Origin of the sequence: Streptomyces mirabilis, from assembly GCF_018310535.1 — a bacterium.
Taxonomy (GTDB): Bacteria; Actinomycetota; Actinomycetes; order Streptomycetales; family Streptomycetaceae; genus Streptomyces.
This window is the reverse complement of record NZ_CP074102.1, coordinates 5,965,161-5,991,787: the sequence shown is the minus strand read 5'-3', so window position 1 is coordinate 5,991,787 and position 26,627 is coordinate 5,965,161. Positions and strand designations below refer to the sequence as shown.

The following is a 26,627-nucleotide window of genomic DNA, read 5'->3' as shown; positions in this document are numbered from 1 at the left end:
TGCCTCCTGAGTGTTCCGGTACGCGTTCCCGCCTGCGATGTTCACCGCCCCGGCTCCGTCTGCACAGATCTACGACGACACCGGTTGCGACGAGTCGTCGTGGTCGTGCTCCAGGTGTGGTTCCCGGTCGAGGGCCGGGGACTGCCTACGGGAGCGCAGCGTGTGCGCGAGTGTGCCCCACACTCCTCGGCGGAAGAGCAGGACGACGACGATGAAGACGCCGCCGGTGACCAGGCCGGTCTCCTCGAAACCGGACGTGGACAGCCAGTCCTCCAGGCGGACGATGGCGCCCGCCCCCAGCAGGCTTCCCCACAGGGTGCCGATGCCGCCGAGGACTGTCATGACGACGACCTTGCCCGACGTCGTCCAGTACACCTCCTGCAGTGAGGCGAAACCGTGGTTGACCGCGTACAGCCCGCCCGCGAGGCCGGACAGGAACGCGGAGACGGTGAAGACGACGAGCTTGTAGCGGTCGGCGGCATAGCCCAGGGCACGGGCACGGGCGGAGTTGTCGCGCACGGCGGCGATCACCCGGCCGAACGGGGAGTGCACGATCCGCCAGGCCGCGGCGAGGCCGAGCAGCACCACCGGCAGGGCCGCGTAGTAGAAGACGAACGAGTCCGACAGGTCGACGCCCGGCAGGTCGCGGGGAATTCCCTGCAGACCGTTCTCGCCGCCCGTGACATCGCCCCACTGGTTGGCGATGAAGTACACCATCTGCGCGAAGGCCAGGGTGACCATGGCGAAGTAGATGCCGCTGCGCCGGACCGCGAAGAACCCGATGGGCAGGGCGAGCAGCGCGGCGGCCGCCGCCCCGCCCAGCACGGCGACGTAGAACGGCAGTCCGCTGTGGATGGCGATCAGCCCGCTGACGTACGCCGAGCTGCCCCAGAACGCCGCGTGTCCGAAGGACAGCAGCCCGGCGTGACCGAGCAGCAGATCGAAGGCGACGGCGAACAGGCCCCAGCAGAGGATGTCCGTGGCGACCGGCGGATACAGGCCCCAGGGCAGGCCGATGGCCACGAGCAGCCCGGCGGTGAGCAGGCCCCACCGGATCAGGGCGGGGCGGCCGTGCAGCTTCTCGAGGAGGCCGAGGATCATGCGTGTTCCTCCTTGCCGAACAGTCCGGCGGGCCGGACCAACAGCACGACGGCCATCAGCAGGTAGACCGAGGTCTGTGACAGGACGGGGACGTAGAGGTTGCCGAGGGCCTGGAGCATGCCGATGGTGAACCCGGCGAGCACGGAGCCGAAGACGGAGCCGAGGCCGCCGATGACGACGACCGCGAACACCGTGATGATCAGGTCGCCGCCCATACCGGAGTTGACCGCCCGCATGGGTGCGGCGAGCACGCCGGCCAGGGCCGCGAGCCCGACGCCGAAGCCGAAGACCGGCGTGACCCAGCGCCCCGTGTCGATGCCGAACGCCCTGGTGAGTTCGGGGCGTTCGGTGGCCGCGCGCACGATGGTCCCGATCCGCGTGCGGGTGAGCAGCAGCCACACGGCCAGGCAGAGGGCGACCGAGACGGCGAGTACGAACACCTGGTAGCGCGGGAAGTCGAACAGGCCCAGATCCATGGAGCCGGGGAAGGGACCGCGCTCGTAGGGCTGGGACTGCGCGCCGTACTTCATGCGCAGCAGGTCCTGGCAGACCAGCGCGATGCCGAAGGTGAGCAGGAAGTTGTAGAGCGGGTCGAGGGCCGTCAGGCGGCGGATCAGCAACCGTTCGAGGAGGGTGCCGGCGACGGCGAGTGCGAGGGGCACGAGCAGCAGCGCCCACCAGAAGCCGAGCCCCGCGCTGTCGGCGAGGGCGACCGCGCCGAACGCGCCGAGCATGTAGAGCGCGCCGTGGGCGAAGTTCACCACGCGCAGCATGCCGAAGATGACGGCGAGGCCGAGGGCGAGCAGGGCGTAGAAGCTGCCGCTGACCAGCCCGTTGAAGGCCTGTTGGAGAAACGAGGTCATGAGTGGGTCCCGTCTTCGGCCGGCGGCCTGCCCGTCGTGCGGGCCGCCGGACCCCGGTGGTCAGCTGAGATGGCAGTCGGGCGAAGGCTGGTCGAATGCCTCGGCGGCGGGGATGGTCTTGACCGGCTCGGTGTAGTCACCGGCCTCGCTCGCCTTGGCCGGGTCCTTGACCTTGGCCAGGTACGCGTCGTGGACGACCCGGTGGTCCTCGGCGCGGATGGTGGCGTTGTGGGCGAAGAAGTCGCTGAACTTGGTGCCGTCCAGCTCCTTCGAGACGTCGGCCGCCTTGTCGCTGCCCGCCTTCTGCGCGGCCTCCAGATAGTACGTCGCCGCCGAGTAGTCGGCCGCCTGGTCGAAGGTGGGCCGCTGTCCTGTGCGCTCCTTGAACCGGTCGGCCCAGGCCTGGGCCTTGGCGTCGACGTTCCAGAACCAGGCCGTGGTGAACATTGTTCCGGCAAGCTTGTCCGCGCCGATGGCCTTGATATCGGTGTCGAAGAGCAGGCCGATGGCCAGCTCGATGCCCTTGTCCTTCAGTTTGAACTGCTGGTACTGCTTGACGACGTTGGCCAGGTCACCCCCCGCCTGCAGGGCCCCGAGCACCTGCGGCTTCGGCTTCAGGCCCGGTGCCTTGAGCAGGAAGGTGGAGTAGTTGTCGCTGGGGAACGGCGTGGGGTCCTTGGCGACGACCTTGCCGCCCGCGCCCTTGATGGCCGTCTCGAACTTCTGCTGCATGTCCTGCCCGAAGGCGTAGTCCGGGTAGATCGTGTACCAGTTCTTGCCTCCCGCTTCGGTGACCGCGGCGCCGGTGCCGTGCGCCAGCATGTAGGTGTCGTAGGCCCATTCATAGGTGTACGGATTGCAGGTCTTGCCCGCGAGTTCCGTGGTGGCGGCGCCGGTGTTGAAGTACAGCTTCTTGGCCTGGCTGGCGACGGTCTGCACCGCGAGGGCCGCCGACGAGGTCGGCACGTCGAAGAGCGCGTCGGCCTTCTTGCGGTCGTACATCTCCCGAGCCTGGGTGTTGGCGATCTCCGGCTTGTTCTGGTGGTCGGCCTTGATGACCTCGATGTTCTGGGTGATCGCCTTGTCGCCGTACTTCTTCTTGAAGTCGTCGACGGCCATCTGCACGGCCTGCACCGAGTTCGGTCCCGCGATGTCCGCGTAGACGCCGGACAGGTCGGTGAGCACACCGAGCACGATCTTGTCGTCGCTGACCTTCCCGCCGCCCGAGCTCGGTCCGCCGCCCCCGCAGCCCGCAAGCAGTGCCCCCACCGCGGCCGCGGCCGCGACCGTCGACAGCCTGTGCTTCATTGCTTCCTCCTGATGCGTACGTCCCGAATGAGCGGAGGTGACGGGGTGTCACAGTCCGAGATAGGCGAGGAGTTCGCCCTCGCGTTGCCGTACGTCGGCGTTGTCGAGCGCCTCGACGATCCGGCCCTGCGCGAGGAGGTAGTGGCGGTCGGCGATGGTCGCGGCGAAGCGCAGATTCTGCTCCACGAGCAGCACCGACACCCCGTACTCCTTGGCCCCGCGCAGAATCTCGCCGATCTGCTGCACGATGACCGGGGCAAGGCCCTCGGTCGGCTCGTCGCACAGCAGCACACGCGCGCCGGCGCGCAGGACCCGGGCGAGGGCGAGCATCTGCTGTTCACCGCCGGAGAGCTTGCCGCCGGGGAAGCGGCGGCGCGCGGCGAGCACCGGGAAGGCGTCGTAGATCCGGGGCAGTGGCCACGCGGAGCCCGGTGAGGCCGGCGGCAGGGTCAGGTTCTCCTCGACGGACAGGCCCGCGTAGATGCCGCGGTCGTCGGGAACGTACCCGAGGCCGAGCCGGGCTCTGCGATGCGGCGGTGCTGCGGTGATGTCCCTGCCCGCCAGCGCAACCCGGCCGGTCATCTCACGGTGCAGCCCCATGGCGCAGCGCAGCAGGGTGGTCTTTCCCGCGCCGTTGCGGCCGACGAGAGTGACGACCTCGCCTTCGCCGACCTGCAGGGACACCTCGTCCAGGGCCGTGGCCTCGCCGTACCGGGCGCTGATGCCCTTGATCTCAAGCAACGTCGGCCCCCAGGTACGCCTCGACGACCCGTGGATCGGTCCTGACCCGGTCGTAAGGGCCCTCCACGAGCACTTCGCCGCGCTGCAGGACCGTGACGGTGTCGGCGAGCGAGCCGACGACGCTCATGTTGTGCTCGACCATCACCACGGTGCGTCCCTCGCGGATCCTGTCGACGAGGGCCACGGTGCGGTCGACGTCCTCCAGGCCCATGCCGGCCGTCGGCTCGTCGAGCAGCAGCAGCGCCGGGTCCAGGGCGAGGGCGAGGGCCAGTTCCAGCGCGCGCTTCTGCCCGTACGGAAGGTTTCCGGCGGGCCGGTCGGCGAGGTGCTCGAGTCCGACGTCACCGAGGAGTTCGAGGGCCCGGCCGGAGAAGCGGCGCATCAGTTTGTCCGTGCGCCAGAACCGGCGGCCGAGACCGGTGCCCGACTGGAGGGCGAGCTCGACGTGCTCGCGGGCTGTCATCTGCGGAAAGAGGCTGGTGACCTGGAAGGAGCGGGCGACACCGAGGCCGGCGATGCGCTCCGGCGGCTGTCCGGTGATGTCGTGTCCGGCGAAGGTGATGCGCCCGCCGGACGGCCTGAGAAATCCGGTCAGCAGGTTGAACAGGGTTGTCTTTCCTGCCCCGTTGGGGCCTACGAGCGCGTGGACCGTGCCCTCGGTGACCCTCAGGTCCACCGCGCTGACAGCGCGGAAGCCCTGGAACTCCTTGGACAGGCCTTGCGTGACCAGGATGGCGCGCGGTTGTCTCATGACGCCTCGGATGCGCAGGGGATGCAGCGGCGGATGCCGATGTGGGGCAGACGTTAAGTTCGGCCATGAGCAGCGGCTACGGAGAGAATCTCCACAAGACGCCCCCGCGCGGGTGTGGGTCTTCTCCCTCCCCGCGCCGCTCCACCCGTCACCGGTGTGGGTACTTGCTCCACTGAGGTGAGGGACGTTCTGGAGTCTTCCTCCGTCGCCCGGGTCCCGCGCCGCGGTGACGATGTGCGCCATGGCGATGATGGAGACCCCGCTCAACACGTGGCTGCTGTTCGGACACGCCCCGCGCTACTTTCCCGACACGGAGGTGGTCACGCGACTTCCCGACGGTCGTGTGCACCGTTACACGTACGCCGAATTCGCCCGGCGCGCACAGCAGTTGATGCACGCCCTGGACGCCCTCGGCCTGGCGCCGGACGACCGGGTGGCCACCCTTGCCTGGAACGGATACCGGCACCTGGAGGCCTACTGGGCCGTGCCCTGCACCGGGCGCGTCCTGCACACCCTGAACCTGAGGCTCTCCCCCGAGGACCTGGCATACATCATCGGCCACGCGGACGACCGCGCCATCCTGGCCGATCCCGATCTGCTGCCGCTTCTGGAGAAGGTGCACGCGCGGGGCGGCCTCGCCGGCGTGCGGCATGTCATCGTGCTCGGCGACGAGGTGCCCGACACCGCGCTGCCGGGGGTGGTGGCGTACGAACAGCTGATCGCCGGCCTGCCGGATGCGTACGCCCCCCGCGACATCGACGAACGGTCGCCGCTCGGCCTGTGTTACACCTCCGGCACCACCGGCCGCCCCAAGGGCGTGCTCTACACACACCGTTCGACCGTGCTGCACGCCATCGCCGCGTCCTCGCAGTCCGCCATGGCCATCGGCCCCGGTGACTGCGTACTGCCGGTCGTGCCCATGTTTCACGCCAACGCCTGGGGCGTCCCCTACACCGCCACTCCCTACGGCGCCAAGCAGGTGTTCCTCAGTGGCTCGCTGGATCCCGTGGCCCTGGTCGAGCTGATGGCCACCGAGCGGGTCACCGTCGCCGCGGGCGTGCCCACCATCTGGATGGCGGTCGCCGACGAGATCACCGCCGGCGGTGGATTGCCGTCGCTACGGCATCTGCTGTGCGGCGGCGCCCGTCCGCCGCGCGCCCTGATCGAACGCTACCGGCGCGACTTCGGCATCCCTCTGGTTCAGGTGTGGGGCATGACCGAGACCTCGCCGCTGGCCAGTGTGGCATGGCCGAAGGAACGGATGCGCGACTGGGACGAGGACCGGATCTCCGACGCGGTGCGCACCCGGGCCGGTCTTCCGCTGCCCGGAGTACAGATGGACATTCGCGACGAGGCGGGCAATTCCCTTGCGTGGGACGGAACGTCGATGGGCGATCTGCTCGTACGCGGGCCATGGATCGCCGATTCCTACCTCGGCGGTGAGGGCGCCGCCCAGTTCACGGAGGACGGCTGGTTCCGTACCGGGGACATCGCCATCGGCTCACCGGACGGCTATGTCGTGATCGCCGACCGGGCGAAGGATCTCATCAAGTCCGGCGGCGAGTGGATCTCCTCGGTGGACATGGAGTCGGCCGTCATGGCGCTGCCGGAGGTCGCCGAGGCCGCGGTCATCGCCGTCCCCGACGACAAGTGGCAGGAGCGTCCGCTGATCTGCGTCGCCCCGCGCCCGGGCTCCACCGTGACCCTCGACCGCGTGCGGGCGCACCTCGAGGCCGGAGGCTTCGCGCGCTGGCAACTCCCGGACCGTATCGAGGTCGTGGAGGCCATCCCGCGCACCGGAGTCGGCAAGTTCGACAAGAAGGCGTTGCGTGCCCGCTTCGACTCCTGATTCACCGCTCCCTTTCACCCGCCCGGAGGGCGAACCATGCATCTGAGACGCACCGTCACCTTGCTGTCCGCCGTGCTCCTGTCGACGGCGGGAGTGTCGGCGAGCGCCACGGCTCGATCGGTACCCCGCTGCGCCGGCCAGGGCCGGATCGCCGTACCCGGCGCGGCGTTCCAGACCACGGCCTGTCTGCCCGACATGACCACGGCCGCGACCGCCGGCACTGCCTACACCGACTCCGCGGACTGGGCCTCACTCACCGCCAAAGGGACCAAGAACCCCACCGGCGTCCCCGGCATCCAGATCGACGGCTATTTCCCCGACTCCTCGCACCTCAACAAGACCCACGGCTGGAACCACGACTCCCAGTTCGTCATCCGGCTGCCCGAGCACTGGAACGGCGGCCTCGTGGTGACCGGTGCGCCCGGGACGCGCAAGCAGTACTCGCTGGACCCCCTGATCTCCGACTGGGTCATCGCCCAGGGCTACGCCTTCGCCTCCATCGACAAGGGCAACAGCGGCCCCGACTTCTACACCGACGGCAAGCGGCCCGGCGACGCGATCGCCGAATGGAACCGGCGCACCACCGAGCTGACCCTCGCCACGAAGACCGTCGTCCGACAGGTGTACGGGCACGCCCCACGCCGCACCTACATGACCGGCATCTCCAACGGCGGCTACCTGACCCGCTGGCAGCTCGAGAACCACCCCGAGCTGTACGACGGCGGAGTGGACTGGGAGGGCGCGCTGTGGACCGAGGACGGGCCGAACCTGTTCACCTATCTGCCGACCGCGGTCGCGTACCAGGCGGGCCGGGCCACCCACGCCGACATGCTCGCCGCCGGATTCTCTCCCGGCACCGAGTTCCTGTGGCCGTACCACGAGGCTGCCTATTGGGGCCTGACGCAGAAGGTGTACCGCTCCGAGGTCGACCCCTCCTACGACCCCAGGTGTCCGGGTGCGTCCGCCGGTTCGACGCCGGCGGAGATTCTCGCGTCCTGCGCGTCGGATGCTTCGTACGACTACGCGATGCGGCCGAGCTCCGTGCACCGGGCGGTCGAGCGGATCTCGCTCACCGGCAGGATCGGAAAACCCTTGATCACACTGCACGGCTCGCTCGACGCACTGCTGCCGATCGCCACTGACTCGGACGTGTACGCGCGCATGGTCTCCGACAGCCACCGTGGCCGTTTGCACCGCTACTACACGATCGCGGGCGGCACCCACGTGGACGGCCTGTACGACACCTATCCGGACCGGCTCCGGCCGATCCTGCCCTGCTATCGCTCGGCCTTCCGCGCTCTGACCGACTGGGTCGAGTACCGGGCCGCGCCGCCGGCGAGCGGCACCGTGCCCAGGTCCGCCTCGGGAGACCTGGTCAACTCCTGCGCCTTGCACTGAGGTTGATGCCGTCGCCGTACGCAGTGGAGACGGCCGACACCCGAGGTGATCGAGAAGTGTGGTCCGCTTCCGTGGGCGGGCGGTCGCTGCGGTTCTACGGTGCAGCGGACCGCCCGCTCCGGAGGGACACCGGCGCGGCGGTCCGCCCACCCACCCCTCACCACGGGAGGACCGCATGTCGGTTCGTGACCGCACCCGTAAAGCCTGCTGGGCCGCGCTAGCGGCCCTGCTGCTTGCCCTGTTCACCGTGCCGCAGAGCGCGTCGGCTGCCTCGCTCACCCAGGTGACCGGCTTCGGCTCCAACCCCGGCAGCCTGTCGATGTACACGTACGTCCCCGACAACCTGCCCTCCGGCGCCCCGGTGGTCGTGGCCCTGCACGGCTGCACCCAGAGCGCGAGCGACTACTACAGCCACTCCGGCTGGCCCAAGTACGCCGATCTGTACGGCTTCGCGCTGGTCTTCCCGCAGACCTCCAGCGCCAACAACGCCAACGCGTGCTTCAACTGGTACCAGTCCGAGGACTACACCCGAGGCCAGGGCGAAGCCCTGTCCATCAAGCAGATGGTCGACTACGCCAAGACGCGGTACGGCAGCGATCCCAGCCGCGTGTACGTGACCGGGCTGTCCGCCGGCGGCGCCATGACCTCCGTGATGCTCGCCGACTACCCCGATGTCTTCGCGGGCGGCTCCATCGACTCCGGCATCCCTGCGGGCTGCGCCACCGATCTCAGCAGCGGCCTCACCTGCGAGTACAACCCGGTCAGCAAGACCCCGCAGCAGTGGGGCGACCTGGTCCGCGGCGCATCGGGCGGCTGGAGCGGACCCTGGCCGCGGGTGGCCGTCTGGCAGGGTTCCGGCGACTCGACCGTCAACCCCGCCAACGCCACCGAGTCCCGCGACCAGTGGACGAACGTCCGAGGCATCAGCCAGACCCCGTCATCGACCACCACGCTCACCGGCGGCACCACCCAGGACATCTACAACGATGCCGACGGCGATCCTGCCGTCGAGACCTTCACCGTCTCCGGCATGGCACATGGCCTCGCCGTGAGCCCCGGCTCCGGGGCCGACCAGTGCGGCACGACCGGCACGTACTACCTCAACTACATCTGCTCCAGCTACTACACGGCGAAGTTCTGGGGCCTGGACGGCACCTCCGGCGGCGGCACCGGTGCCCTGCCCGCGCCCACCGGGCTGGCGGTGACCGGCACCACGGACACCAGCGCGTCACTTTCCTGGAACGCCGTCAGCGGCGCCGCTTCGTACAACATCTACCGCGGCGGTACGAAGACGGGCTCGACGACCTCCACTTCATACACGGACAACGGACTGGCCTCCGGCACCGGATACAGCTACACCGTCGCCGCCGTCGACTCGTCGGGCAAGGCCGGCGCCGTCGGCACGGCCGTGACGGCGACCACCACCGGCTTTCAGCCACAGTGCTTCACCGCGAACAACTACAACCAGGTCGCCGCGGGCCGCGCCCACCAGAGCGGCGGCTACACCTACGCGAACGGCTCCAACCAGTCCATGGGCCTGTACAACACCTTCACCACCCACACCCTCGAGGAGACCGCCATCGGTCACTACGTGATCGCCGACTCCGGCTGCCCCGCCTGACCAGGCCTGCCACAGCTCACGCCCTGTCGGCGGTGAGCAGTGGCGTCGGCGGTGAGCAGTCGCAGGGCACCGCCGAAGGGCCAGGAAGACCTTGCGCCCCACAGCAGGCGACGCGGGCCGCACTGGCCCCTCGGGGACACTTCCCGGCCCGCCAGTCACCCGCGGGCCCGATCGGGCCGCTCCTGACTCGAACTGACGTCACACCAGGGAACAGCGATTCCCCGGTCGTTCCCCCGGACGAGTGCAAAGAACGCGAAACGCACGACAGCGGCCCCCGGATCAGCTCCGGGGGCCGCAACCTTGTTGCTGGCAAACCGCGAGTGCGCAGGCGGCATCGTTTCTTCACGCGTAGCGCGGAGTGGGGCGGGTGGGACTCGAACCCACGGCCGACGGATTATGAGTCCGCTGCTCTAACCGGCTGAGCTACCGCCCCTTACGGCGCGTCGCGCACATTTGTGCGCGCCGTCTGCCGCAGCATAGCCGCTCATACGATCTCCTGCTTCGGATGGTCGGCAACGCATGACCATGAGGACTTCGGCGTGGCCTGCGCGGTTCCGCCGGACATGAAAAAGGACCCCTGAGGGGTCCTCTTCCGTTGCTCTCCCGACTGGACTCGAACCAGTAACCTGCCGGTTAACAGCCGGCTGCTCTGCCAATTGAGCTACAGGAGATCGAGCTCCCCCGACTGGACTCGAACCAGTAACCTGCCGGTTAACAGCCGGCTGCTCTGCCAATTGAGCTACGGAGGATTGCCTCGTTGCATCGAACGCACCTACCCGGGTATTCGCCAGGGGGCGTGCGCTCGCTGCGACACATACATTAGCGCAAGCAGGGGGGTGCTCCGCCAATCGGTTCCCCCCGCACCGATGCCGACGCAAGGGAAGGGTGGCCGCCATGCGCTACCGGCTCACATTCGTCGCCGGACTGGCTCTGGGTTACGTGCTCGGCACGCGCGCCGGGCGCGAGCGCTACGAGCAGCTGAAGAAGTCCGCGCGCCAGGTCGCGCAGAACCCCGCGGTGCGCAACACCGCCGAGACCGCCGCCCAGCAGGGGCGCGAGATCGCGGGCAAGGCGTTCCACACGGTCGGCGAGAAGGTGGGCGACCACGTCCCCGACTCGGTCACCGCCCGCGTCCGCGCGCTGCGCGAACGCAACACCAACGGCACCCGCGAGGACGACTGGGGCACCAGCAACACGTAGGGCCCCGCGAGAGGCGCGGGAAACCACCCGATCAGCCCCCACCGGCCGAAAGCCGAACGACTCCCGGCAGGCAGGGCGAGGGATCCCTGACGGGGTCGGCGAACGCGCCACCCCGTCCGACCTGCGCCCCGGCCCGTCGGGCACCCCGTGAGCCGGTCGCTACCGCCCGGCCCGGCGCGCCCATCCCCCGCCGTACGGCAGAATTTCCGCCATGGGGATAGTCGCCGGGTTGGACAGTTCGCCCGATTTCACTCGTATCGTCGTCTGCGACACGGACACGGGAGCCGTGCTCAGGCAGGGATATGCCCCGCATCCGGTGGAAACCACCGAGGGCGGCGGCCGTCCTTCCGATGTCGATCCGCAGGCCTGGCTGCTGTCCCTGGGCGAGGCGGCCGGCGGTGGGCTGCTCGAAGGCGTGCAGGCCATCGGCGTCTCCGCGCAGCAGAACGCGCTCGTACCGCTGGACACGCAGGGCAACACGGTGCGGCCGGCCATGGTCGGCGGTGACAAGCGCGCACAGGTCGCCGCCGCCGATCTCGTCGACGCGCTCGGCGGGCGCGAGGCATGGGCGCAGGCCGTGGGCCACGTACCGCAGGCCGCCCAGCCGGTGACCAAGCTGCGCTGGCTGAACAAGACCGAGCCCGACGCCGCGCTGCGCACCGCCGTGCTGCTGCAGGCGCACGACTGGCTGGTGTGGCAGTTGCTCGGGCGGCCGCTGCGGCGGACCACCGACCGGGGCGGGGCCTCCGGGACCGGCTACTGGTCGGCGGCGACCGGCGGCTATCGGCCGGATCTCGTCGAGCTCGCGCTCGGCCACCAGGCCACGCTGCCCGACGTACTGGGCCCGTCCGAGGCGGCGGGGACGACACCCGAGGGGCTGCTGATCTCCGCGGGCACCGGAGAGACCATGGCGGCGGCCTTCGGGCTCGGCATCGGGCTCGGGGACGCGGTCGTGTCCCTCGGCGCCTCCGGGTCCGTGATGGCCGTACACCCCGAGGCGCTGGTCGACTCCTCCGGCATGATCACCTCATTGGCGGACGCGACCGGCATGCATCTGCCGGTGGTCACCACCCTCAACGCCGTACGGACCCTGCGGGGCGCCGTCGAACTGCTCGGCCTGCCCGACCTGGAGAGCCTGTCCGAGCTGGCGATGAAGTCCACGCCGGGCTCCCACGGGCTGGTCCTGCTGCCGTACCTGGAGGGCGAGCGGACCCCGAACCTGCCGCACACCGCCGGGACGCTCGCGGGACTGCGGCGCGAGTCGATGCGGCCCGAACACCTGGCCCGGGCCGCCTTCGAGGGCATGCTGTGCGGGCTCGCGGACGCGCTCGACGTGCTGCGCGGGCGCGGCGTGGACGTACGGCGGGTGTTCCTGCTCGGGGCGGCCGCCGAGCTGCCGGCCGTGCAGGCCGCGGCGCCCGCGCTGTTCGGCGCGCAGGTCGTCGTCCCCCAGCCGGCGGACTACGCGGCGCTGGGCGCGGCCCGTCAGGCGGCCTGGGCCCTGGGCGTCTCGCAGGGCACGCTCGACCCCCAGCTGCCACCTGTCTGGCAGGGTGCGGTCGCCCAGATTCTGGAGCCCGGCGAGGAACTGGCCGTGGGTCAGGCCGTACGGCAGCAGTACGTGTCCGTACGGGAACAGACGCATCCGGGGGCGTTCCGGGCATAGGGGGCGTAATAGGGGCGCGGAGGGGTGTCCCGGTGGGCGCGGAGGCCGGCATGGACCCTATGACGTACGTCTCAAGGTCCGGTTCCGGTCCGCTCTTGGTCCGCTCTTGGATTAATCGGTTGAGGTAACGCGGGTGGAGTGTCCGACGATAGGGGGTGGTGCACCACCGACCGCACTGTCGTCGACGACTCCGAGAGAAGCCGCGTGCTCATACGACTCCTTCGGACCTACCTCAGTCCGTACAAGAAACCCATCGCTCTCCTCGTGCTGCTGCAGTTCCTGCAGACCTGCGCAACCCTGTACCTGCCGACCCTGAACGCACACATCATTGACAACGGTGTCGTCAAGGGAGACACGGGTTACATCCTGTCCTTCGGGGCCCTGATGATCGGGATCTCGCTGGTCCAGGTCGTCTGCAACATCGGCGCCGTCTACTACGGCGCCCGTACGGCGTCCTCCGTCGGCCGGGACATCCGGGCCGCCGTCTTCGACCGGGTGCAGTCCTTCTCCGCACGCGAGGTGGGCCACTTCGGGGCCCCCTCACTGATCACCCGCACCACCAATGACGTCCAGCAGGTGCAGATGCTCACCCTGATGACGTTCACCCTGCTGGTGTCGGCGCCGATCATGTGTGTGGGCGGCATCGTGCTGGCCCTCGGCCTGGACGTGCCGCTCTCCGCGGTCCTGGTCGCCGTGGTGCCGGTGCTCGGCATCGGAGTGACCCTGATCGTGCGCCGGCTGCGCCCGCTGTTCAGGACCATGCAGGTGCGTCTGGACACCGTGAACCGGGTGCTGCGCGAGCAGATCACCGGCAACCGCGTCATCCGCGCCTTCGTCCGGGACGACTACGAGAAGGACCGCTTCGAGTCCGCCAACGCCCAGCTGACCGAGGTGTCCCTCGGTACCGGCCGGATGCTCGCCCTGATGTTCCCGATGGTCATGACCGTCGTGAACCTCTCGTCGATCGCCGTGGTCTGGTTCGGCGCCCACCGCATAGCCAGCGGCGGCATGCAGATCGGCGACCTGACCGCGTTCCTCGCCTACCTCATGCAGATCGTGATGTCCGTGATGATGGCCACCTTCATGTTCATGATGGTGCCGCGCGCGGAGGTCTGCGCCGAGCGCATCGAAGAGGTCCTGGACACCTCGTCGAGCGTCGTGCCGCCGAGCGCGCCCGTCGTGGAGCTGCGGCGCCACGGCCACCTGGAGATCCGCGGCGCAGGCTTCCGCTACCCGGGTGCCGAGGAGCCCGTCCTGAAGTCCATCGACTTGGTGGCGCGGCCGGGTGAGACGACCGCCGTGATCGGGTCGACGGGCAGCGGCAAGTCGACGCTGCTCGGGCTCGTACCCCGGCTGTTCGACGCCACCGACGGAGAAGTCCTCGTCGACGGCGTGGACGTGGCGACCGTCGAGCCGAAGCTGCTCGCCAGGACGGTCGGACTCGTCCCCCAGAAGCCGTACCTCTTCGCGGGGACGGTCGCCACGAACCTCCGGTACGGCAATCCGGACGCGACCGACGAGGAGCTGTGGCACGCGCTGGAGGTGGCGCAGGCCAAGGGCTTCGTGGAGCGGCTGGAGAACGGCCTGGACTCGCCGATCGCACAGGGCGGCACCAACGTCTCCGGCGGCCAGCGCCAGCGCCTCGCCATCGCCCGCACCCTCGTACAGAGCCCCGAGATCTACCTCTTCGACGACTCCTTCTCCGCGCTCGACTACGCGACCGACGCGGCGCTGCGCGCGGCGCTCTCCCAGGAGACCGCCGAGGCGACCGTGGTGATCGTCGCCCAGCGGGTGTCGACCATCAGGGACGCCGACCGGATCGTGGTCCTCGACGAGGGCCGGGTGGTGGGCACGGGGCGTCACCACGAGCTCATGGCCGACAACGAGACCTATCGGGAGATCGTGCTCTCCCAGCTGACGGAAGCGGAGGCCGCCTGATGGCCGGGCCCATGGGACGCATGATGGCCGGGGGCGGCCCCGATCAGCGCTCGATGGATTTCAAGGTGTCCGGGAGGAGGCTCCTGGCCCAGTTCAAACCCGAGCGCGTCACCATGTACGGGATGCTGGTCGCCGTCGTCCTGAGCGTGGGGCTCTCGGTGGTCGGACCCAAGATCCTCGGCAAGGCCACCGACCTGGTCTTCGCGGGGATCATCGGGCGGCAGATGCCGGCCGGCGCCACCAAGGCCGAGGTCCTCGCCTCGATGCGTAAGCGCGGCGAGGGCGGCATGGCCGACATGCTCGCCGGGACGGACTTCACCCCCGGCAAGGGCATCGACTTCAGTGCCGTCGGAAACGTACTGCTGCTCGCGCTCTGTACGTTCCTGCTGGCCGGCCTGCTGATGGCGGTGGCGACGCGCCTGGTGAACCGGGCCGTCAACAAGACCGTCTACCACATGCGCGAGGACCTGCAGGCGAAGCTCTCGCGGCTGCCGCTGTCGTACTTCGACAAGCGCCAGCGCGGTGAGGTGCTCAGCCGCGCCACGAACGACATCGACAACATCCAGCAGACCCTGCAGCAGTCGATGGGCCAGCTGGTGAACTCCCTGCTGACCATCATCGGCGTGCTCGCGATGATGTTCTGGGTGTCGTGGCTGCTCGCGCTGGTCGCGCTCGTCACGGTCCCGCTCTCCTTCTTCGTCGCCACGCGCATCGGCAAGCGCTCGCAGCCGCACTTCGTGCAGCAGTGGCGCACCACCGGCAAGCTCAACGCCCACATCGAGGAGATGTACACCGGGCACACGCTGGTGAAGGTGTTCGGGCGGCAGGAGGAGTCGGCGGCGCAGTTCGCCGAGCAGAACGAGAAGTTGTACGAGGCCGGATTCAAGGCGCAGTTCAACAGCGGGGTCATGCAGCCGCTGATGATGTTCGTGTCGAACCTGAACTACGTGCTGGTGGCGGTCGTCGGCGGTCTGCGCGTCGCGTCCGGCTCGCTGTCGATCGGCGACGTCCAGGCCTTCATCCAGTACTCCCGCCAGTTCTCGATGCCGCTGACGCAGGTCGCCTCGATGGCGAACCTCGTGCAGTCCGGTGTCGCGTCGGCGGAGCGCATCTTCGAGCTCCTCGACGCGGAGGAGCAGGAGGCCGACCCGGTGCCGGCGGCGCGCCCCGACGAGCTGCGCGGACGGGTGGCGCTGGAGCACGTGTCCTTCCGCTACGACCCCGAGAAGCCGCTCATCGAGGACCTGTCGCTGAAGGTCGAACCGGGCCACACGGTGGCGATCGTCGGCCCGACCGGCGCCGGCAAGACCACGCTGGTGAACCTCCTGATGCGGTTCTATGACGTCACCGGCGGCCGGATCACCCTCGACGGGGTCGACATCGCGTCCATGTCCCGGGACGAACTCCGGGCCGGGATCGGGATGGTGCTCCAGGACACCTGGCTGTTCGGCGGCACGATCGCGGAGAACATCGCGTACGGGGCCTCGCGGGAGGTCACACGCGGGGAGATCGAGGAGGCGGCGCGGGCCGCGCACGCGGACCGTTTCATCCGTACGCTCCCGGATGGCTACGACACCGTCATCGACGACGAGGGTACGGGGGTCAGCGCGGGCGAGAAGCAGCTGATCACCATCGCGCGGGCGTTCCTGTCCGACCCGGTGATCCTCGTCCTCGACGAGGCGACCAGTTCCGTCGACACCCGTACGGAGGTGCTGATCCAGAAGGCGATGGCGAAGCTCGCGCACGGGCGGACGTCGTTCGTGATCGCCCACCGGCTCTCCACGATCCGGGACGCGGACACCATCCTCGTGATGGAGAACGGGTCGATCGTCGAGCAGGGCGCGCATGCGGAGCTGTTGGCGGCCGACGGTGCGTACGCGCGCCTCTACAAGGCCCAGTTCGCCCAGGCGGTGGCGGAGGTCGACTAGGGCCTGTCCGGTCGATCACGGTGGAGGGAAGCAGCGGCGCCTCGTCGATGCCGGTGAGCGGGGGGTGGTGCGTGCAGCTGCAAGGCGGAGGAGGGAGGCGACGCGGAGCGTCGTTGACCGACGACAACGCCGCAGATGTGCGTGCCACCCCCCGCGTCTCCGCCGTGATCGACCGGACAGGCTCCAGGGGGTGCGGGCAGGGGCGGCGGGCAGGGTCACGGAAAGCATTTCCTCGCCCCCACCGCCCCTGCCCGTCCCATCCTCCTGGGGCTCCGCCCCAGACCCCGGAGGGTGGTCTTTCGACTGAGGTCGGGTGGGGGCTGGTCGCGCAGTTCCCCGCGCCCCTCAGTAGCGCTGGCGCGCATCTTTCAGCCCGTCCGGCGTTTGAGGACGAGGCCGTTCAGGCCGATCGGGGGGTCTGGGGGCGGAGCCCCCGGGGATGATGGGGCCCCTGCTCGAGCGAAGTCGAGAGCTTGGGGGGGTAGGGACGGCGGGGGCGAGAGACGTCGGGTCAGTCCAGGTAGCCGCGGAGTTGGTCCGCGAAGGCGTGGTCCCTCAGTTTGTTGAGGGTTTTGGACTCGATCTGGCGGATGCGTTCGCGGGTGACGCCGAAGATGCGGCCTATTTCCTCGAGCGTGCGGGGACGGCCGTCGGCGAGCCCGTACCGGAGCTGGACGACCTTGCGTTCACGCTCGCCGAGCGTGGAAAGCACCGCTTCCAGGTGTTCCCGCAGGAGCAGGAACGCGGCGGACTCCACCGGCGACGTCGCGTCACCGTCCTCGATCAGGTCGCCGAGCGCCACGTCGTCCTCCTCCCCCACCGGCGCGTGCAACGACACCGGCTCCTGGGCAAGACGCAGCACCTCACTCACCCGCTCACCGGGAAGGTCGAGGTGCGCGGCGACCTCGTCCGGCGTCGGTTCGTAGCCGCGCTCCTGCAGCATTCGCCGCTGGACCCGCACGACCCGGTTGATCAACTCGACCACATGGACGGGGACCCGGATCGTACGGGCCTGATCGGCCAGCGCGCGCGACATGGCCTGCCGGATCCACCAGGTCGCGTACGTCGAGAACTTGTACCCACGGGCGTAGTCGAACTTCTCCACCGCCCTGATCAGACCGAGGTTCCCCTCCTGGACCAGGTCGAGCATGGTGAGCCCGCGGCCCACATAGCGTTTCGCGACCGAGACGACCAGGCGCAGGTTCGCCTCGATGAGGCGGCGCTTGGCCATGCGGCCCATGACGACGAGTTTGTCGAGGTCGAGGGCGAGCTGACTGTCCAGGTCGGGGGCGAGGCGGAGCTTCTCCTCGGCGAAGAGTCCGGCCTCGACGCGGCGGGCGAGTTCGACCTCCTCCGCCGCGGTGAGCAGCGGAATGCGCCCGATCTCGCGCAGGTACTGGCGGAACAGGTCCGAGGAGGGGCCTCCGGTGTCCGTACTGCGTCCTCGGGGCAGTTCGACGGGTTCGGGGACCTCGGCCTCGGTTTCGACCTCCACGGGCTCGGCCTCGGCCTCCGCCTCGACGGCGCCCGCCGTCGGCCCGTCCGGCTCCGTCTCGGGGTGGTGCGCGGCACCCCTCTGCGGGGGCACCGCCGTGACGACGTCGGGCTCGGCGTCCGTTTCCGTGTCCGTGAGGTTGTCGGTCTGTGTGAGGGTCTGGGTCTGCACGGGGGCGACCTCCAGGGATGTCGCTGCTGAGGCGTGCGGCAGCGGTACGTCGGGGATGGGGTCGACGGCCTCGCCGCTGTCCATCCCGTAGTCGTTTGGCGGAACCGCGGGAATCGGAAACCCGTCGCGTGCGGGTCGGCCGCGCTCCGAGGACTCAGGCACCGGAACCCAGTGTGGAGTACGACACATCGCCGCCACGAGGGGCGTGCGGTGACTTTTTGCTTCCGGTCCGTGACCCGGTGGTTACCGTGCCGTCCGAGTGCGCAGCTCAGCGCGCGCGAAACCGATTGAAGGGCGTACGGGATTGGCATGTGCGCCGGGCCCATCCGGGCAGGGCGGCCTCAGAGCGCCTCCGCGCCCCGCTCGCGCAGCGCCTGTCCGTACTGCTGGAGCACCCACAACTCGTTCTGCACGGCCGCCAGCTGGGCCGGGTCGCCGTGGGCGCTCGCGCGGGCCAGGGCACCCTGGACGTCCACGATGCGGCGCTCGACGGCGCGGCGGCGGACCATGACCAGCTGGTCGCCCGCGTAGGTCTCGTCGACGGTCTTGCGCATGATCGCCTCGACGGCCAGTTCGGTGACCATGGAGCGGACCACGTCGTCCGGGGCGGCCTCGCGGACTCGGACCAGATACTCCTGGGGGTCCTGCGTGCCGTACTCGGCACCGCCCGACTCCATGATCGCCAGGCGTACGGCGGCGTAGGGCGCTGCGGTGAACTCGTCGATCCCGTAGGCGTCGAAGGCCGGGGAGACCAGCTCGGGCCGCTGGAGGGCGAGCTTGAGCAGCTCGCGCTCGGTGGCGTAGACGGGGTTGCGGAGGTTGAGCGCCGGACCGCCCGCGGGCGTCCGGACCGCGGCGTACGTCTGCTGGGGGCGCTGCCCGTCGGCGGGGGCCGGACCCTTGCCACCGCGGTCGCGGGCCCAACGGGCCAGCTGGGCCACCCGCTTGACCACGAACTGGGTGTCGAGGATGCCGAGCATGCCGGCGAGCTGCACGGCGACCTCGTGCTGGGCGCCGCTGTTCTTGATGCGGGCGACGATGGGCGCCGCCTCGTCCAGGGCTGCCGCGCGCCCCGCCGGGGTCTCCAGGTCGTAGCGCAGGATGATCTGGCGCAGGGCGAACTCGAAGAGGGGCGTGCGGGGTTCGACGAGGTCGGCGACCGCCTCGTCGCCCTTGGCGAGGCGCAGGTCGCAGGGGTCCATGCCGTCCGGCGCGATGGCGATGTACGTCTCGGCGGCGAACTTCTGGTCGTCCTCGAAGGCGCGCAGGGCGGCCTTCTGGCCCGCCGCGTCGCCGTCGAAGGTGAAGATCACGCGGGCCGAGCCGTTGTCCATCAGGAGGCGTCTGAGGATCTTGATGTGGTCGCCGCCGAACGCGGTGCCGCAGGTCGCGATCGCGGTGGTGATGCCGGCCAGGTGGCAGGCCATGACGTCGGTGTAGCCCTCAACGACGACCGCGCGGCTGGCCTTGGCGATGTCCTTCTTGGCGAGGTCGATGCCGTAGAGGACCTGGGACTTCCGGTAGATCGCGGTGTCGGGCGTGTTCAGGTACTTCGGGCCGTTGTCCGCCTCGTACAGTTTGCGCGCGCCGAAGCCGACGACCTCGCCGCCGATGTCGCGGATCGGCCACATCAGGCGCCCGCGGAAGCGGTCGATGGGGCCCCGGCGGCCCTCCTGGGAGAGGCCGGAGAGGAGCAGCTCCTTGTCGGTGAAGCCCTTGCCGCGCAGATGGCGGGTGAGGTGGTCCCAGCCCTGGGGGCTGTAACCGACGCCGAAGTGCGCGGCGGCGGCCTGGTCGAAACCGCGCTCGGCGAGGAACTTGCGGCCCGCGTCGGCCTCGGGGCTGATGTCGAGCTGCTCCACGTAGTACTGAGCGGCGATCTTGTGCGCCTCGACCAGGCGGATCCGCTCGCCCCGCTGGTGGGAGGGGTTGTACCCGCCCTCCTCGTAGCGCAGGGTGATGCCGGCCTGTCCGGCGAGGCGCTCGACGGCCTCGGAGAAGGTGAGGTGGTCGACCTTCATCACGAACGTGATGGTGTCGCCGCCCTCCTGGCAGCCGAAGCAGTGGAAGAGACCCTTGCTGGGGCTGACCTGGAAGGACGGGGACTTCTCGTCGTGGAAGGGGCACAGACCCTTGAGGTTTCCGCCGCCCGCGTTGCGCAGCTGGAGGTACTCGGACACGACGGCGTCGATCGGGACCGCGTCCCGAACCGCCTTCACGTCCTCGTCGTTGATCCTTCCAGCCACGAGGTGATTCTACGGGGCCGGACTGACACTCCTGGGGCGAGGCGAACGCCCCGGCCGGGGGTCCGGGGGTCGCCCCCCGGGAATCACAGCCGGGGGTGGTGTGACAGTCGATGGCCGCCGTTCGTCGCAGGGACCTCTGATCGGTCAGGGGACAAGGCTCTCCAGCGGTACGTGCGGGTCGGCGAGCGCCTCGGTGTCCACCTGGGCCCGGGACCGGATCAGTCGCTGGATGGGTTCCGTGACGTCCCACACATTCACGTTCATCCCGGCCAGCACCCGCCGGTCCTTCACCCAGAAGGCGATGAACTGGCGTTTGCCCGCGTCGCCCCGGATCACCACTTCGTCGTACGTCCCCGCCGGCGCCCAGCCCGAGTACTCGAGCCCGACGTCGTACTGGTCGGAGAAGAAATAGGGCACGCGGTCGTACACCGTCCCGCGGTCCAGCATCGAGCGGGCCGCCGCCGGTCCGCCGTTGAGAGCGTTGGCCCAGTGCTCGACGCGCAGCCGGGTGTCGAAGAGGGGGTGCGGGAAGGCGGCGACGTCACCGGCGGCGTAGATGTCGGGGTCGGAGGTGCGCAGCCGCTCGTCGACCGCGATACCGCCGCCGTGCGCCCGGTCGGCGATCTCCAGGCCCGCGGCCTCGGCGAGGCCCGTGCGCGGCGCCGCTCCGATGGCCGCCAGGACGTCGTGGGCGAGGTGCTCCTCGCCGTCGTCCGTGCGGGCGGCCAGCACCATGCCGTCCTGGCCGACGATCTCGGTGAGCCGGGCCCCGAAGTGGAAGCGGACGCCGTGTTCGCGGTGCAGCTCGGCGAAGAGCTGGCCCAGCTCGGGGCCGAGGACCGTATGCAGCGGGGTCGGCCCGTGTTCGACGACGGTGACCTCGGCGCCGTACTCGCGGGCCGCCGCCGCGACCTCCAGGCCGATCCAGCCCCCGCCCGCGATCACGATGTGGCCGTTGTCACGGCCGAGCGCGGCCAGGACGCCCTTGAGGCGTTCGGCGTGGGCGAGGCGGCGCAGGTGGTGGACGCCCGCGAGGTCCGTCCCGGGGATGTCGAGGCGGCGCGGCTCGGCGCCGGTCGCGAGGAGCAGCTTGTCGTAGTGGACGAGGGTGCCGTCGTCGCCGAAGCGGACGGTCTTCGCCGTGCGGTCGATGGCGTCGACGGTCTGGCCGAGGTGCAGCTCCACGTCGTTCTGCGCGTACCAGGCGGGTTCGTGCACGAAGACGCTGTCCCGCTCCTCCTTGCCGAGCAGATAGCCCTTGGAGAGCGGCGGGCGCTCGTAGGGGTGGTCACGTTCGTCGCAGATCAGTATCACGCGGCCGGTGAAACCCTCCGCTCGGAGCGTCTCGGCTGCCTTGGCGCCGGCCAGGCCTCCTCCGACGATGACGAATGTCTGATCCGCGTCGACCACTTGATGCCTCCTCGTAACGTTGTCGCCAAGCGAGCGTCCCGCACGCAGCGTGATGCGGGAAGAGGGTGTGGCCCGATCAGGCCACGCAGGGTCACACTCCGCCGCCGCCTGTGGGGCGGGTGGTGAACCTGAGATGCAGTGAACGTGCCGAGGCGTCGGTGAGCGAGGCAATCTGGTCGACGATCACCCGCTTGCGCGCGCGATCGTCCCCGGCCTCGTCGAACAGCGCCCGGAACTGCGGGTCAAGACCGTCCGGGGCGCGGGCGGTGAGCGCCTCGGCCAGCTCGGCGACGACGATCCGCTGATCGGCGCGCAGCCGCTCCTGCTCGGCACGCTGCATGACGTACCGGTCGGCGACGGCCTTGAGGACGGCGCACTCGTGGCGGGCGGCGCGCGGGACGACCAGCTCCGCCGCGTACCGGGTGAGGCGGCCGGCGCCGTACCGCGCGCGGGTGGCGCCCTCGGCGGCCAGGCAGAAGCGGCCGATGAGCTGGCTGGTGGCGTCCTTCAACCGGGCCTGCGCGACGGCCGATCCGTCGTACCCGTGCGGCCACCACTCCTGCTCCAGGAGCCGGTCGAGGGCCTCGGAGAGCTCGGCGGGGTCGGTGTCGGCGGGCACGTACCGGCCGATGGCGACCTTGAAGATCTCCTCGCGCTCCGGTTCGGCATGCAGGCAGTTGGGGTCGATGTGACCGGCGTGCAGACCGTCCTCGACGTCGTGCACCGAGTACGCCACGTCGTCGGACCAGTCCATGACCTGGGCCTCGAAGCACGTACGGGTGCCGGGGGCGCCCTTGCGGATCCAGTCGAAGACCGGCCGGTCGTCCTCGTAGGCCCCGAACTTCGGTGAGGCGGGGTCGGTGGGGTGGGCGCCGCGCGGCCAGGGGTACTTGGTGGCGGCGTCGAGGGCGGCGCGGGTGAGGTTCAGTCCCACGCTGACGAGTTCGCCCGTCTCTTCCGAGTGGGCGAAGCGCTTGGGCTCGATCCTGGTCAGCAGGCGCAGCGACTGCGCGTTGCCCTCGAAGCCGCCGCAGTCCTCCGCGAACTCGTTCAGCGCCTGTTCGCCGTTGTGCCCGAAGGGTGGGTGGCCGAGGTCGTGGGAGAGGCAGGCGGCCTCGACGAGGTCGGGGTCGCAGCCGAGGGCGGCGCCGAGCTCGCGGCCGACCTGGGCGCACTCCAGGGAGTGGGTGAGGCGGGTGCGGGCGCTGGCGTCCCAGGCCTGACTGCGGGTCCCCGGGGTGACGACCTGGGTCTTGCCCGCGAGGCGGCGCAGCGCGGAGGAGTGCAGCACGCGTGCGCGGTCGCGCTGGAAGGCGGTGCGGCCGGGACGTTTGTCGGGTTCTACGGCCCAGCGCTCGACTGACGTCGGGTCGTACTCGTCGGAGAGGGGTGCGGTGCCGTCCATGTACCCGACAGTAAACGCAGGCAGTGACAAACGGGGCGCGGCCTACCGCCGGGAGGCGTGGATCAGGCCGAGGCCAGCTCGCGTTCCGGGGCCGGTTCGGGAGTCGCCACGGCCTGGTCGTAGCGGTGCAGGATCAGGCGGGCCATCGCGGCGTGGGTGCCCAGCGGGGCGGCGGCGATCCAGGGGGCGGCCGCGGCGCACTCGGTGGCGAAGCGGCCGGGCGCGGTGAAGTAGGAGGCGACGGCGATGCGGTGGCGGCCACGCGCGGCCAGGGCGCGCACGGCGGCGGCGACGGTGGGCGCGGCGGCGGAGGCGTACGCGGGGACGACGGGCACGCCGAGGCGTTCGGCCAGCAGTTGGGCGGTGCGGCGGGTGTCGGTGATCGACTCCGGGTCGCGCGAGCCCGCGGCGGCGAGCACGACTCCGCCGGCACGCCGGGCCGTGTCGCTCATCCCGGTCCGCCAGCCGGCCTCGACGAGCCGCGCGTACAGCGTCTCGACGAGCAGGGGGTGCGGGCCGAGCGGGGCGGCGATACGGGCCCGCAGTCCCGGGACGGCGGCCGCGGCCTCGGGGATGTCCCGCTTGACGTGGTAGCCGCGGCTGAGCAGCAACGGCACGAGGACGGCACCGTCGGCGCCGTCCCCGGTGTCGAGGGAGGCGAGCGTGTCCGCCAGCAGCGGTTCGTTGAGCTCGATGTGACCGAGGTGCACGGACAGGTGCGGGCGCAGCTCGCGGACGCGCTCGATCAGGGTGCGTACGGTGCTCAGCGCGCGCGGGTCGCGGCTGCCGTGCGCGACGAGGACGAGCGGCGGCGGCGCGGGGCGGCGGGTCCCGTTCAGCGAGACGAGGCTGAGCTGACTGCCGAGCTGGCTGGTGATCGCGTTCATGAGTTGCGCCGTACTGTCGAGGTGGGCGCCACCGAGCGGCTGCCCGCCGGTGGGGGTCCCCCCGCTCGGGCGGAGCCGAGAGTGGGGGAAGGTCCTGGACTCGTCGTGAGAGGGTTTCGACGCCGTCATGAACCGATGGTGACGGTACGAGGTTGCCGCGCGGTTGCACGGGCGTGTCAGGTGTTTTCCAGGGGTTCACGGCCCGGTGCGGTGGCGGTGTGAGCGCCTCCCACCTGCGGTTGCGTGGCGCCGAGTGAGCCCGGTCACGGTACCTGGCGAACCGAACGGGCTTACGCTGCGTCCCCATCTGTCGAATACCGACGCGATCGGACGCCACCGGGGGGACGAACAACCATGCCGCGCCTGCCGCACCCGAGAATCCTCAGACCGCGGCTGCCCCGCCTGCCACGCACCCGCGCCGGGCAGCGGCGGGCCGTGCAGACGGTCATGCTGTTGTGCGTGCTGGCGCTCCTTCCGGTGACCTGGCTGTACGTGAGCACGGCCGACGGGCTGCGCACGACGGCCGACGCGCCGCGCACCGAGGTCGCGGTGGTGTTCGGGGCCGGGCTGTGGAACGGCGAGCCGTCCCCGTACCTCGCGCGCCGGCTGGACGCGGCGGCGAAACTGTACCGGGCCGGGCGGATCGAGGCCGTGCTCGTCACCGGGGACAACAGCCGCAAGGACTACGACGAACCGGACGCGATGCGGGCCTATCTGACGAAGCGTGGGGTGCCGGACCGGCGGATCGTCAGCGACTACGCCGGGTTCGACACCTGGGACTCCTGTGTGCGGGCCCGGAAGATCTTCGGCGTCCACGAGGCCGTGCTGATCAGCCAGACCTTCCACATCCGGCGGGCCGTCGCGCTGTGCCGGGCTGCGGGCGTGCGGTCGTACGGCATCGGGGTCGACGCCACCCACGACGCCACCTGGTACTACGGGGGCACCCGCGAGGTGTTCGCGGCGGGCAAGGCCCTGCTGGACGCGGTGTTCAAGCCCGATCCGCAGTTCCTGGGGCCCAAGGAGCCGGGGGTGGCGCGGGCCCTCGCTGCGGCGCGCAAGTGAGGACGGTCATCGATCCCTCCGGTCTGACGCCCGCGGAACGCCGTGTCTGGGAGGCCTTTCCGCTCGGCGAGGGCGTCGACTTCCGCGAGGAACCCGCCTCCGCCTCCTCCACCGACCCCGGCGGGAACCCCGCCGACGACCCCGCGGCCGGCGCCTCCTGGGGCCCCGAGCGGACCGTGCGCGCCGAGGTGCTGCGGGCGCTGCTGATCGACGGACCGGCGCACGACGGCGAGATAGCCGGCCTGAAGCTCACCGGCGCGCGCATCACCGGACAGCTCGACCTCGTGTACGGGACGGTCGCGCAGGCCGTGCAGCTGCGGTTCTGCCACTTCGAGCAGGCTCCGAAGCTGTACGGGGCCCAGCTGCGCGCCCTCGTACTGAGCGACTCGGTGCTCCCCGGGCTCACCGCGGGGAACCTGCGCGTCGACGGGATGCTGCGGCTCAGCTGCTGCCGGGTCAGGGGCCCGGTGCGGCTCCAGGGCGCGAAGATCTCCGGTGCCGTGTTCGTCAACGGGGCGCGGCTCGGCCGCCCGGCGGCACAGGACACCCCGGACGACCCGGACCCGGAAGGGGCCGAGGAACCGGTTCTCCAGCTCAACCACGCGGCCATCGGCACCGACCTGTGGGCCGTCGGACTCGTCGCGCACGGCCAGGTACGGCTGAACGGGGCCACGGTCGGCGGCCAGGTGAACCTCGACGACGCCGACCTGCACGTACCGGCGGGCGGGACCGCCCTGCACGCCGAGACCCTGTCGGTCGGCACCGACCTGCGGGCCGTGCGGCTGCGCGCGCGGGGCCGGGTCAACCTGAGCGGGGCGAGGATTCCCCACCAGCTCAATCTGGCCTACGCCCGGCTGTCCAACCCCGGGGGTCCGGCCCTGCGCGCCAGCAGCTGTGTCATCGGCGAGCTGTGGCTGCGCGAGGCCGCGCCGATCGTGGGCACCGTGAACCTGCGCCGCTCCCAGCTGGACCTTCTGCACGTGCCTCCGGGGGTGTGGCCCGACCGTGTCCGGATCGACGGCCTGGGCTACCGCACCCTCGCCCCGCATCTGCCCGCCGAGCAGCGGCTGCCACTGCTGGAACGCGAGGAGGGCGGCTATCTTCCCTACGCCTACGAGCAGTTGGCCGCCGCGTACCGCACGGCGGGCGACGACGCCGCCGTGCGCACGGTCCAGCTGGCCAAACTCCGCCGGCACCGCCGCACCCTCCCCCGCTACGCCAGGTTCTGGGGCCGGCTGCAGGACGTGGCCGTCGGCTACGGTTACCGGCCGATGCGCGCGGCGGGCTGGCTGCTGTTGCTGCTGTGCACCGGTGCCGTCGCCTTCACGCTGCACCATCCGCCCGCCCTGAAGCCCGCCGAGGCGCCCGGCTTCAACCCGGTCTTCTACACCCTCGACCTTCTGCTGCCCCTCGTCGACTTCGGTCAGGAGACGGCCTTCGCGCCGCGCGGCTGGTACCAGTGGCTCTCGTATCTGCTGATCGCCGTCGGCTGGATCCTGGCCACGACGATCGCGGCGGGCGTCACCCGCTCCCTGAACCGCCAGTAGCCTCCGGCCCGGCCTCCGTACGGTGAACGACTCCTGGGAA

Annotated in this window: 19 protein-coding genes and 3 tRNA genes; 9 read left to right on the top strand and 13 right to left on the bottom strand. The window is 70.4% G+C overall.

The features are described 5' to 3' along the window. Positions 1 to 69: 69 nt before the first annotated feature. From SMIR_RS26340 to SMIR_RS26320, 5 genes are read right to left on the bottom strand one after another with little or no spacing between them, the layout of a single operon-like run. Positions 70 to 1,101 carry a branched-chain amino acid ABC transporter permease gene (locus tag SMIR_RS26340; RefSeq protein WP_168491233.1) on the bottom strand — a complete coding sequence of 344 codons (1,032 nt, stop codon included), beginning with the start codon at positions 1,099 to 1,101 and terminating at the stop codon, positions 70 to 72. Beyond that, entirely contained in the window at positions 1,098 to 1,964 is an 867-nt protein-coding gene (locus tag SMIR_RS26335) for a branched-chain amino acid ABC transporter permease (RefSeq protein ID WP_075026736.1), read from the bottom strand. The genes SMIR_RS26340 and SMIR_RS26335 overlap by 4 nt, the downstream gene beginning before the upstream one ends. 60 nt (positions 1,965 to 2,024) lie before the next feature. Beyond that, positions 2,025 to 3,272 (bottom strand): ABC transporter substrate-binding protein, encoded by a 1,248-nt coding sequence (locus tag SMIR_RS26330; protein WP_212727464.1) that lies wholly within the window; start codon positions 3,270 to 3,272, stop codon positions 2,025 to 2,027. 48 nt (positions 3,273 to 3,320) lie between these two features. Then, positions 3,321 to 4,013: an ABC transporter ATP-binding protein gene (locus tag SMIR_RS26325; RefSeq protein WP_168491237.1), complete on the bottom strand. Its 693-nt coding sequence runs from the start codon at positions 4,011 to 4,013 to the stop codon at positions 3,321 to 3,323. Next, on the bottom strand, positions 4,006 to 4,764 hold the full coding sequence (locus SMIR_RS26320) for an ABC transporter ATP-binding protein (protein ID WP_075026739.1): 759 nt from the start codon (positions 4,762 to 4,764) through the stop codon (positions 4,006 to 4,008). Before SMIR_RS26320 ends, SMIR_RS26325 begins: the two co-directional genes overlap by 8 nt. 241 nt (positions 4,765 to 5,005) lie before the next feature. Between SMIR_RS26320 and SMIR_RS26315 the strand changes: the two genes are divergently transcribed. The 3 genes from SMIR_RS26315 (at position 5,006) to SMIR_RS26305 (ending at position 9,632) form a co-directional block, all read left to right on the top strand. After that, the gene (locus tag SMIR_RS26315; RefSeq protein ID WP_168491239.1) at positions 5,006 to 6,613 is read left to right on the top strand and encodes a long-chain fatty acid--CoA ligase; all 1,608 of its coding nucleotides are present in this window, start codon (positions 5,006 to 5,008) and stop codon (positions 6,611 to 6,613) included. Positions 6,614 to 6,649: 36 nt separating this feature from the next. Continuing rightward, complete coding sequence (locus SMIR_RS26310; protein ID WP_212727463.1) at positions 6,650 to 8,011, top strand: tannase/feruloyl esterase family alpha/beta hydrolase; 1,362 nt, start codon at positions 6,650 to 6,652, stop codon at positions 8,009 to 8,011. Between the two features lie 175 nt (positions 8,012 to 8,186). Beyond that, positions 8,187 to 9,632: an extracellular catalytic domain type 1 short-chain-length polyhydroxyalkanoate depolymerase gene (locus SMIR_RS26305; RefSeq protein ID WP_212727462.1), complete on the top strand. Its 1,446-nt coding sequence runs from the start codon at positions 8,187 to 8,189 to the stop codon at positions 9,630 to 9,632. 359 nt (positions 9,633 to 9,991) lie between these two features. Here the strand turns inward: SMIR_RS26305 and SMIR_RS26300 are convergent. From SMIR_RS26300 to SMIR_RS26290, 3 genes are all read right to left on the bottom strand, one after another. Continuing rightward, a tRNA-Ile gene (locus SMIR_RS26300) sits at positions 9,992 to 10,065 on the bottom strand. 165 nt (positions 10,066 to 10,230) lie between these two features. Further along, positions 10,231 to 10,303 (bottom strand) — tRNA-Asn (locus SMIR_RS26295). 5 nt (positions 10,304 to 10,308) lie between these two features. Beyond that, a tRNA-Asn gene (locus SMIR_RS26290) sits at positions 10,309 to 10,381 on the bottom strand. Positions 10,382 to 10,526: 145 nt separating this feature from the next. Between SMIR_RS26290 and SMIR_RS26285 the strand changes: the two genes are divergently transcribed. The 4 genes from SMIR_RS26285 to SMIR_RS26270 all read left to right on the top strand — a co-directional run bounded on the left by SMIR_RS26285 (position 10,527) and on the right by SMIR_RS26270 (position 16,364). Continuing rightward, positions 10,527 to 10,832 (top strand): YtxH domain-containing protein, encoded by a 306-nt coding sequence (locus SMIR_RS26285; protein ID WP_168491245.1) that lies wholly within the window; start codon positions 10,527 to 10,529, stop codon positions 10,830 to 10,832. A 211-nt stretch (positions 10,833 to 11,043) separates the two neighbouring features. Beyond that, positions 11,044 to 12,498, top strand: a complete 1,455-nt coding sequence (locus SMIR_RS26280) for an FGGY family carbohydrate kinase (protein WP_168491247.1) — start codon at positions 11,044 to 11,046, stop codon at positions 12,496 to 12,498. 204 nt (positions 12,499 to 12,702) lie between these two features. Further along, a complete protein-coding gene (locus SMIR_RS26275; protein WP_212727461.1) occupies positions 12,703 to 14,436 on the top strand; it encodes an ABC transporter ATP-binding protein in 1,734 nt (577 codons plus the stop codon). After that, positions 14,436 to 16,364, top strand: coding sequence for an ABC transporter ATP-binding protein (locus SMIR_RS26270; RefSeq protein ID WP_168491251.1), 1,929 nt, complete (start codon positions 14,436 to 14,438; stop codon positions 16,362 to 16,364). Before SMIR_RS26275 ends, SMIR_RS26270 begins: the two co-directional genes overlap by 1 nt. A 511-nt stretch (positions 16,365 to 16,875) precedes the next feature. On the opposite strand, the gene SMIR_RS26265 is transcribed toward SMIR_RS26270, so the two are convergent. From SMIR_RS26265 to SMIR_RS26245, 5 genes are all read right to left on the bottom strand, one after another. Beyond that, complete coding sequence (locus SMIR_RS26265; protein WP_168491252.1) at positions 16,876 to 18,192, bottom strand: RNA polymerase sigma factor; 1,317 nt, start codon at positions 18,190 to 18,192, stop codon at positions 16,876 to 16,878. A 179-nt stretch (positions 18,193 to 18,371) separates the two neighbouring features. After that, complete coding sequence (gene dnaG, locus SMIR_RS26260) at positions 18,372 to 20,276, bottom strand: DNA primase (RefSeq protein WP_168491254.1); 1,905 nt, start codon at positions 20,274 to 20,276, stop codon at positions 18,372 to 18,374. A 144-nt stretch (positions 20,277 to 20,420) separates the two neighbouring features. Continuing rightward, complete coding sequence (locus SMIR_RS26255) at positions 20,421 to 21,686, bottom strand: NAD(P)/FAD-dependent oxidoreductase (RefSeq protein ID WP_168491256.1); 1,266 nt, start codon at positions 21,684 to 21,686, stop codon at positions 20,421 to 20,423. 91 nt (positions 21,687 to 21,777) lie between these two features. Next, positions 21,778 to 23,091 (bottom strand): deoxyguanosinetriphosphate triphosphohydrolase, encoded by a 1,314-nt coding sequence (locus SMIR_RS26250; protein ID WP_168491258.1) that lies wholly within the window; start codon positions 23,089 to 23,091, stop codon positions 21,778 to 21,780. Between the two features lie 62 nt (positions 23,092 to 23,153). After that, entirely contained in the window at positions 23,154 to 23,978 is an 825-nt protein-coding gene (locus tag SMIR_RS26245; protein ID WP_168491260.1) for a sirohydrochlorin chelatase, read from the bottom strand. Positions 23,979 to 24,332: 354 nt separating this feature from the next. On the opposite strand from SMIR_RS26245, the gene SMIR_RS26240 reads away from it, so the two are divergent. Continuing rightward, positions 24,333 to 25,040, top strand: a complete 708-nt coding sequence (locus tag SMIR_RS26240) for a SanA/YdcF family protein (protein ID WP_168491264.1) — start codon at positions 24,333 to 24,335, stop codon at positions 25,038 to 25,040. 8 nt (positions 25,041 to 25,048) lie between these two features. Beyond that, positions 25,049 to 26,587, top strand: a complete 1,539-nt coding sequence (locus SMIR_RS26235; protein ID WP_212728419.1) for a translocation/assembly module TamB domain-containing protein — start codon at positions 25,049 to 25,051, stop codon at positions 26,585 to 26,587. Positions 26,588 to 26,627: the final 40 nt, after the last annotated feature.

Coding starts and splice junctions, on each gene's coding strand:
- SMIR_RS26340 (WP_168491233.1), bottom strand. CDS start 1,101: ATGATCCTCGGCCTCCTCGAGAAGCTGCACGGCCGCCCCGCCCTGATC.
- SMIR_RS26335 (WP_075026736.1), bottom strand. CDS start 1,964: ATGACCTCGTTTCTCCAACAGGCCTTCAACGGGCTGGTCAGCGGCAGC.
- SMIR_RS26330 (WP_212727464.1), bottom strand. CDS start 3,272: ATGAAGCACAGGCTGTCGACGGTCGCGGCCGCGGCCGCGGTGGGGGCA.
- SMIR_RS26320 (WP_075026739.1), bottom strand. CDS start 4,764: ATGAGACAACCGCGCGCCATCCTGGTCACGCAAGGCCTGTCCAAGGAG.
- SMIR_RS26315 (WP_168491239.1), top strand. CDS start 5,006: ATGGCGATGATGGAGACCCCGCTCAACACGTGGCTGCTGTTCGGACAC.
- SMIR_RS26310 (WP_212727463.1), top strand. CDS start 6,650: ATGCATCTGAGACGCACCGTCACCTTGCTGTCCGCCGTGCTCCTGTCG.
- SMIR_RS26305 (WP_212727462.1), top strand. CDS start 8,187: ATGTCGGTTCGTGACCGCACCCGTAAAGCCTGCTGGGCCGCGCTAGCG.
- SMIR_RS26285 (WP_168491245.1), top strand. CDS start 10,527: ATGCGCTACCGGCTCACATTCGTCGCCGGACTGGCTCTGGGTTACGTG.
- SMIR_RS26280 (WP_168491247.1), top strand. CDS start 11,044: ATGGGGATAGTCGCCGGGTTGGACAGTTCGCCCGATTTCACTCGTATC.
- SMIR_RS26270 (WP_168491251.1), top strand. CDS start 14,436: ATGGCCGGGCCCATGGGACGCATGATGGCCGGGGGCGGCCCCGATCAG.
- SMIR_RS26250 (WP_168491258.1), bottom strand. CDS start 23,091: ATGGACGGCACCGCACCCCTCTCCGACGAGTACGACCCGACGTCAGTC.
- SMIR_RS26245 (WP_168491260.1), bottom strand. CDS start 23,978: ATGAACGCGATCACCAGCCAGCTCGGCAGTCAGCTCAGCCTCGTCTCG.
- SMIR_RS26240 (WP_168491264.1), top strand. CDS start 24,333: ATGCCGCGCCTGCCGCACCCGAGAATCCTCAGACCGCGGCTGCCCCGC.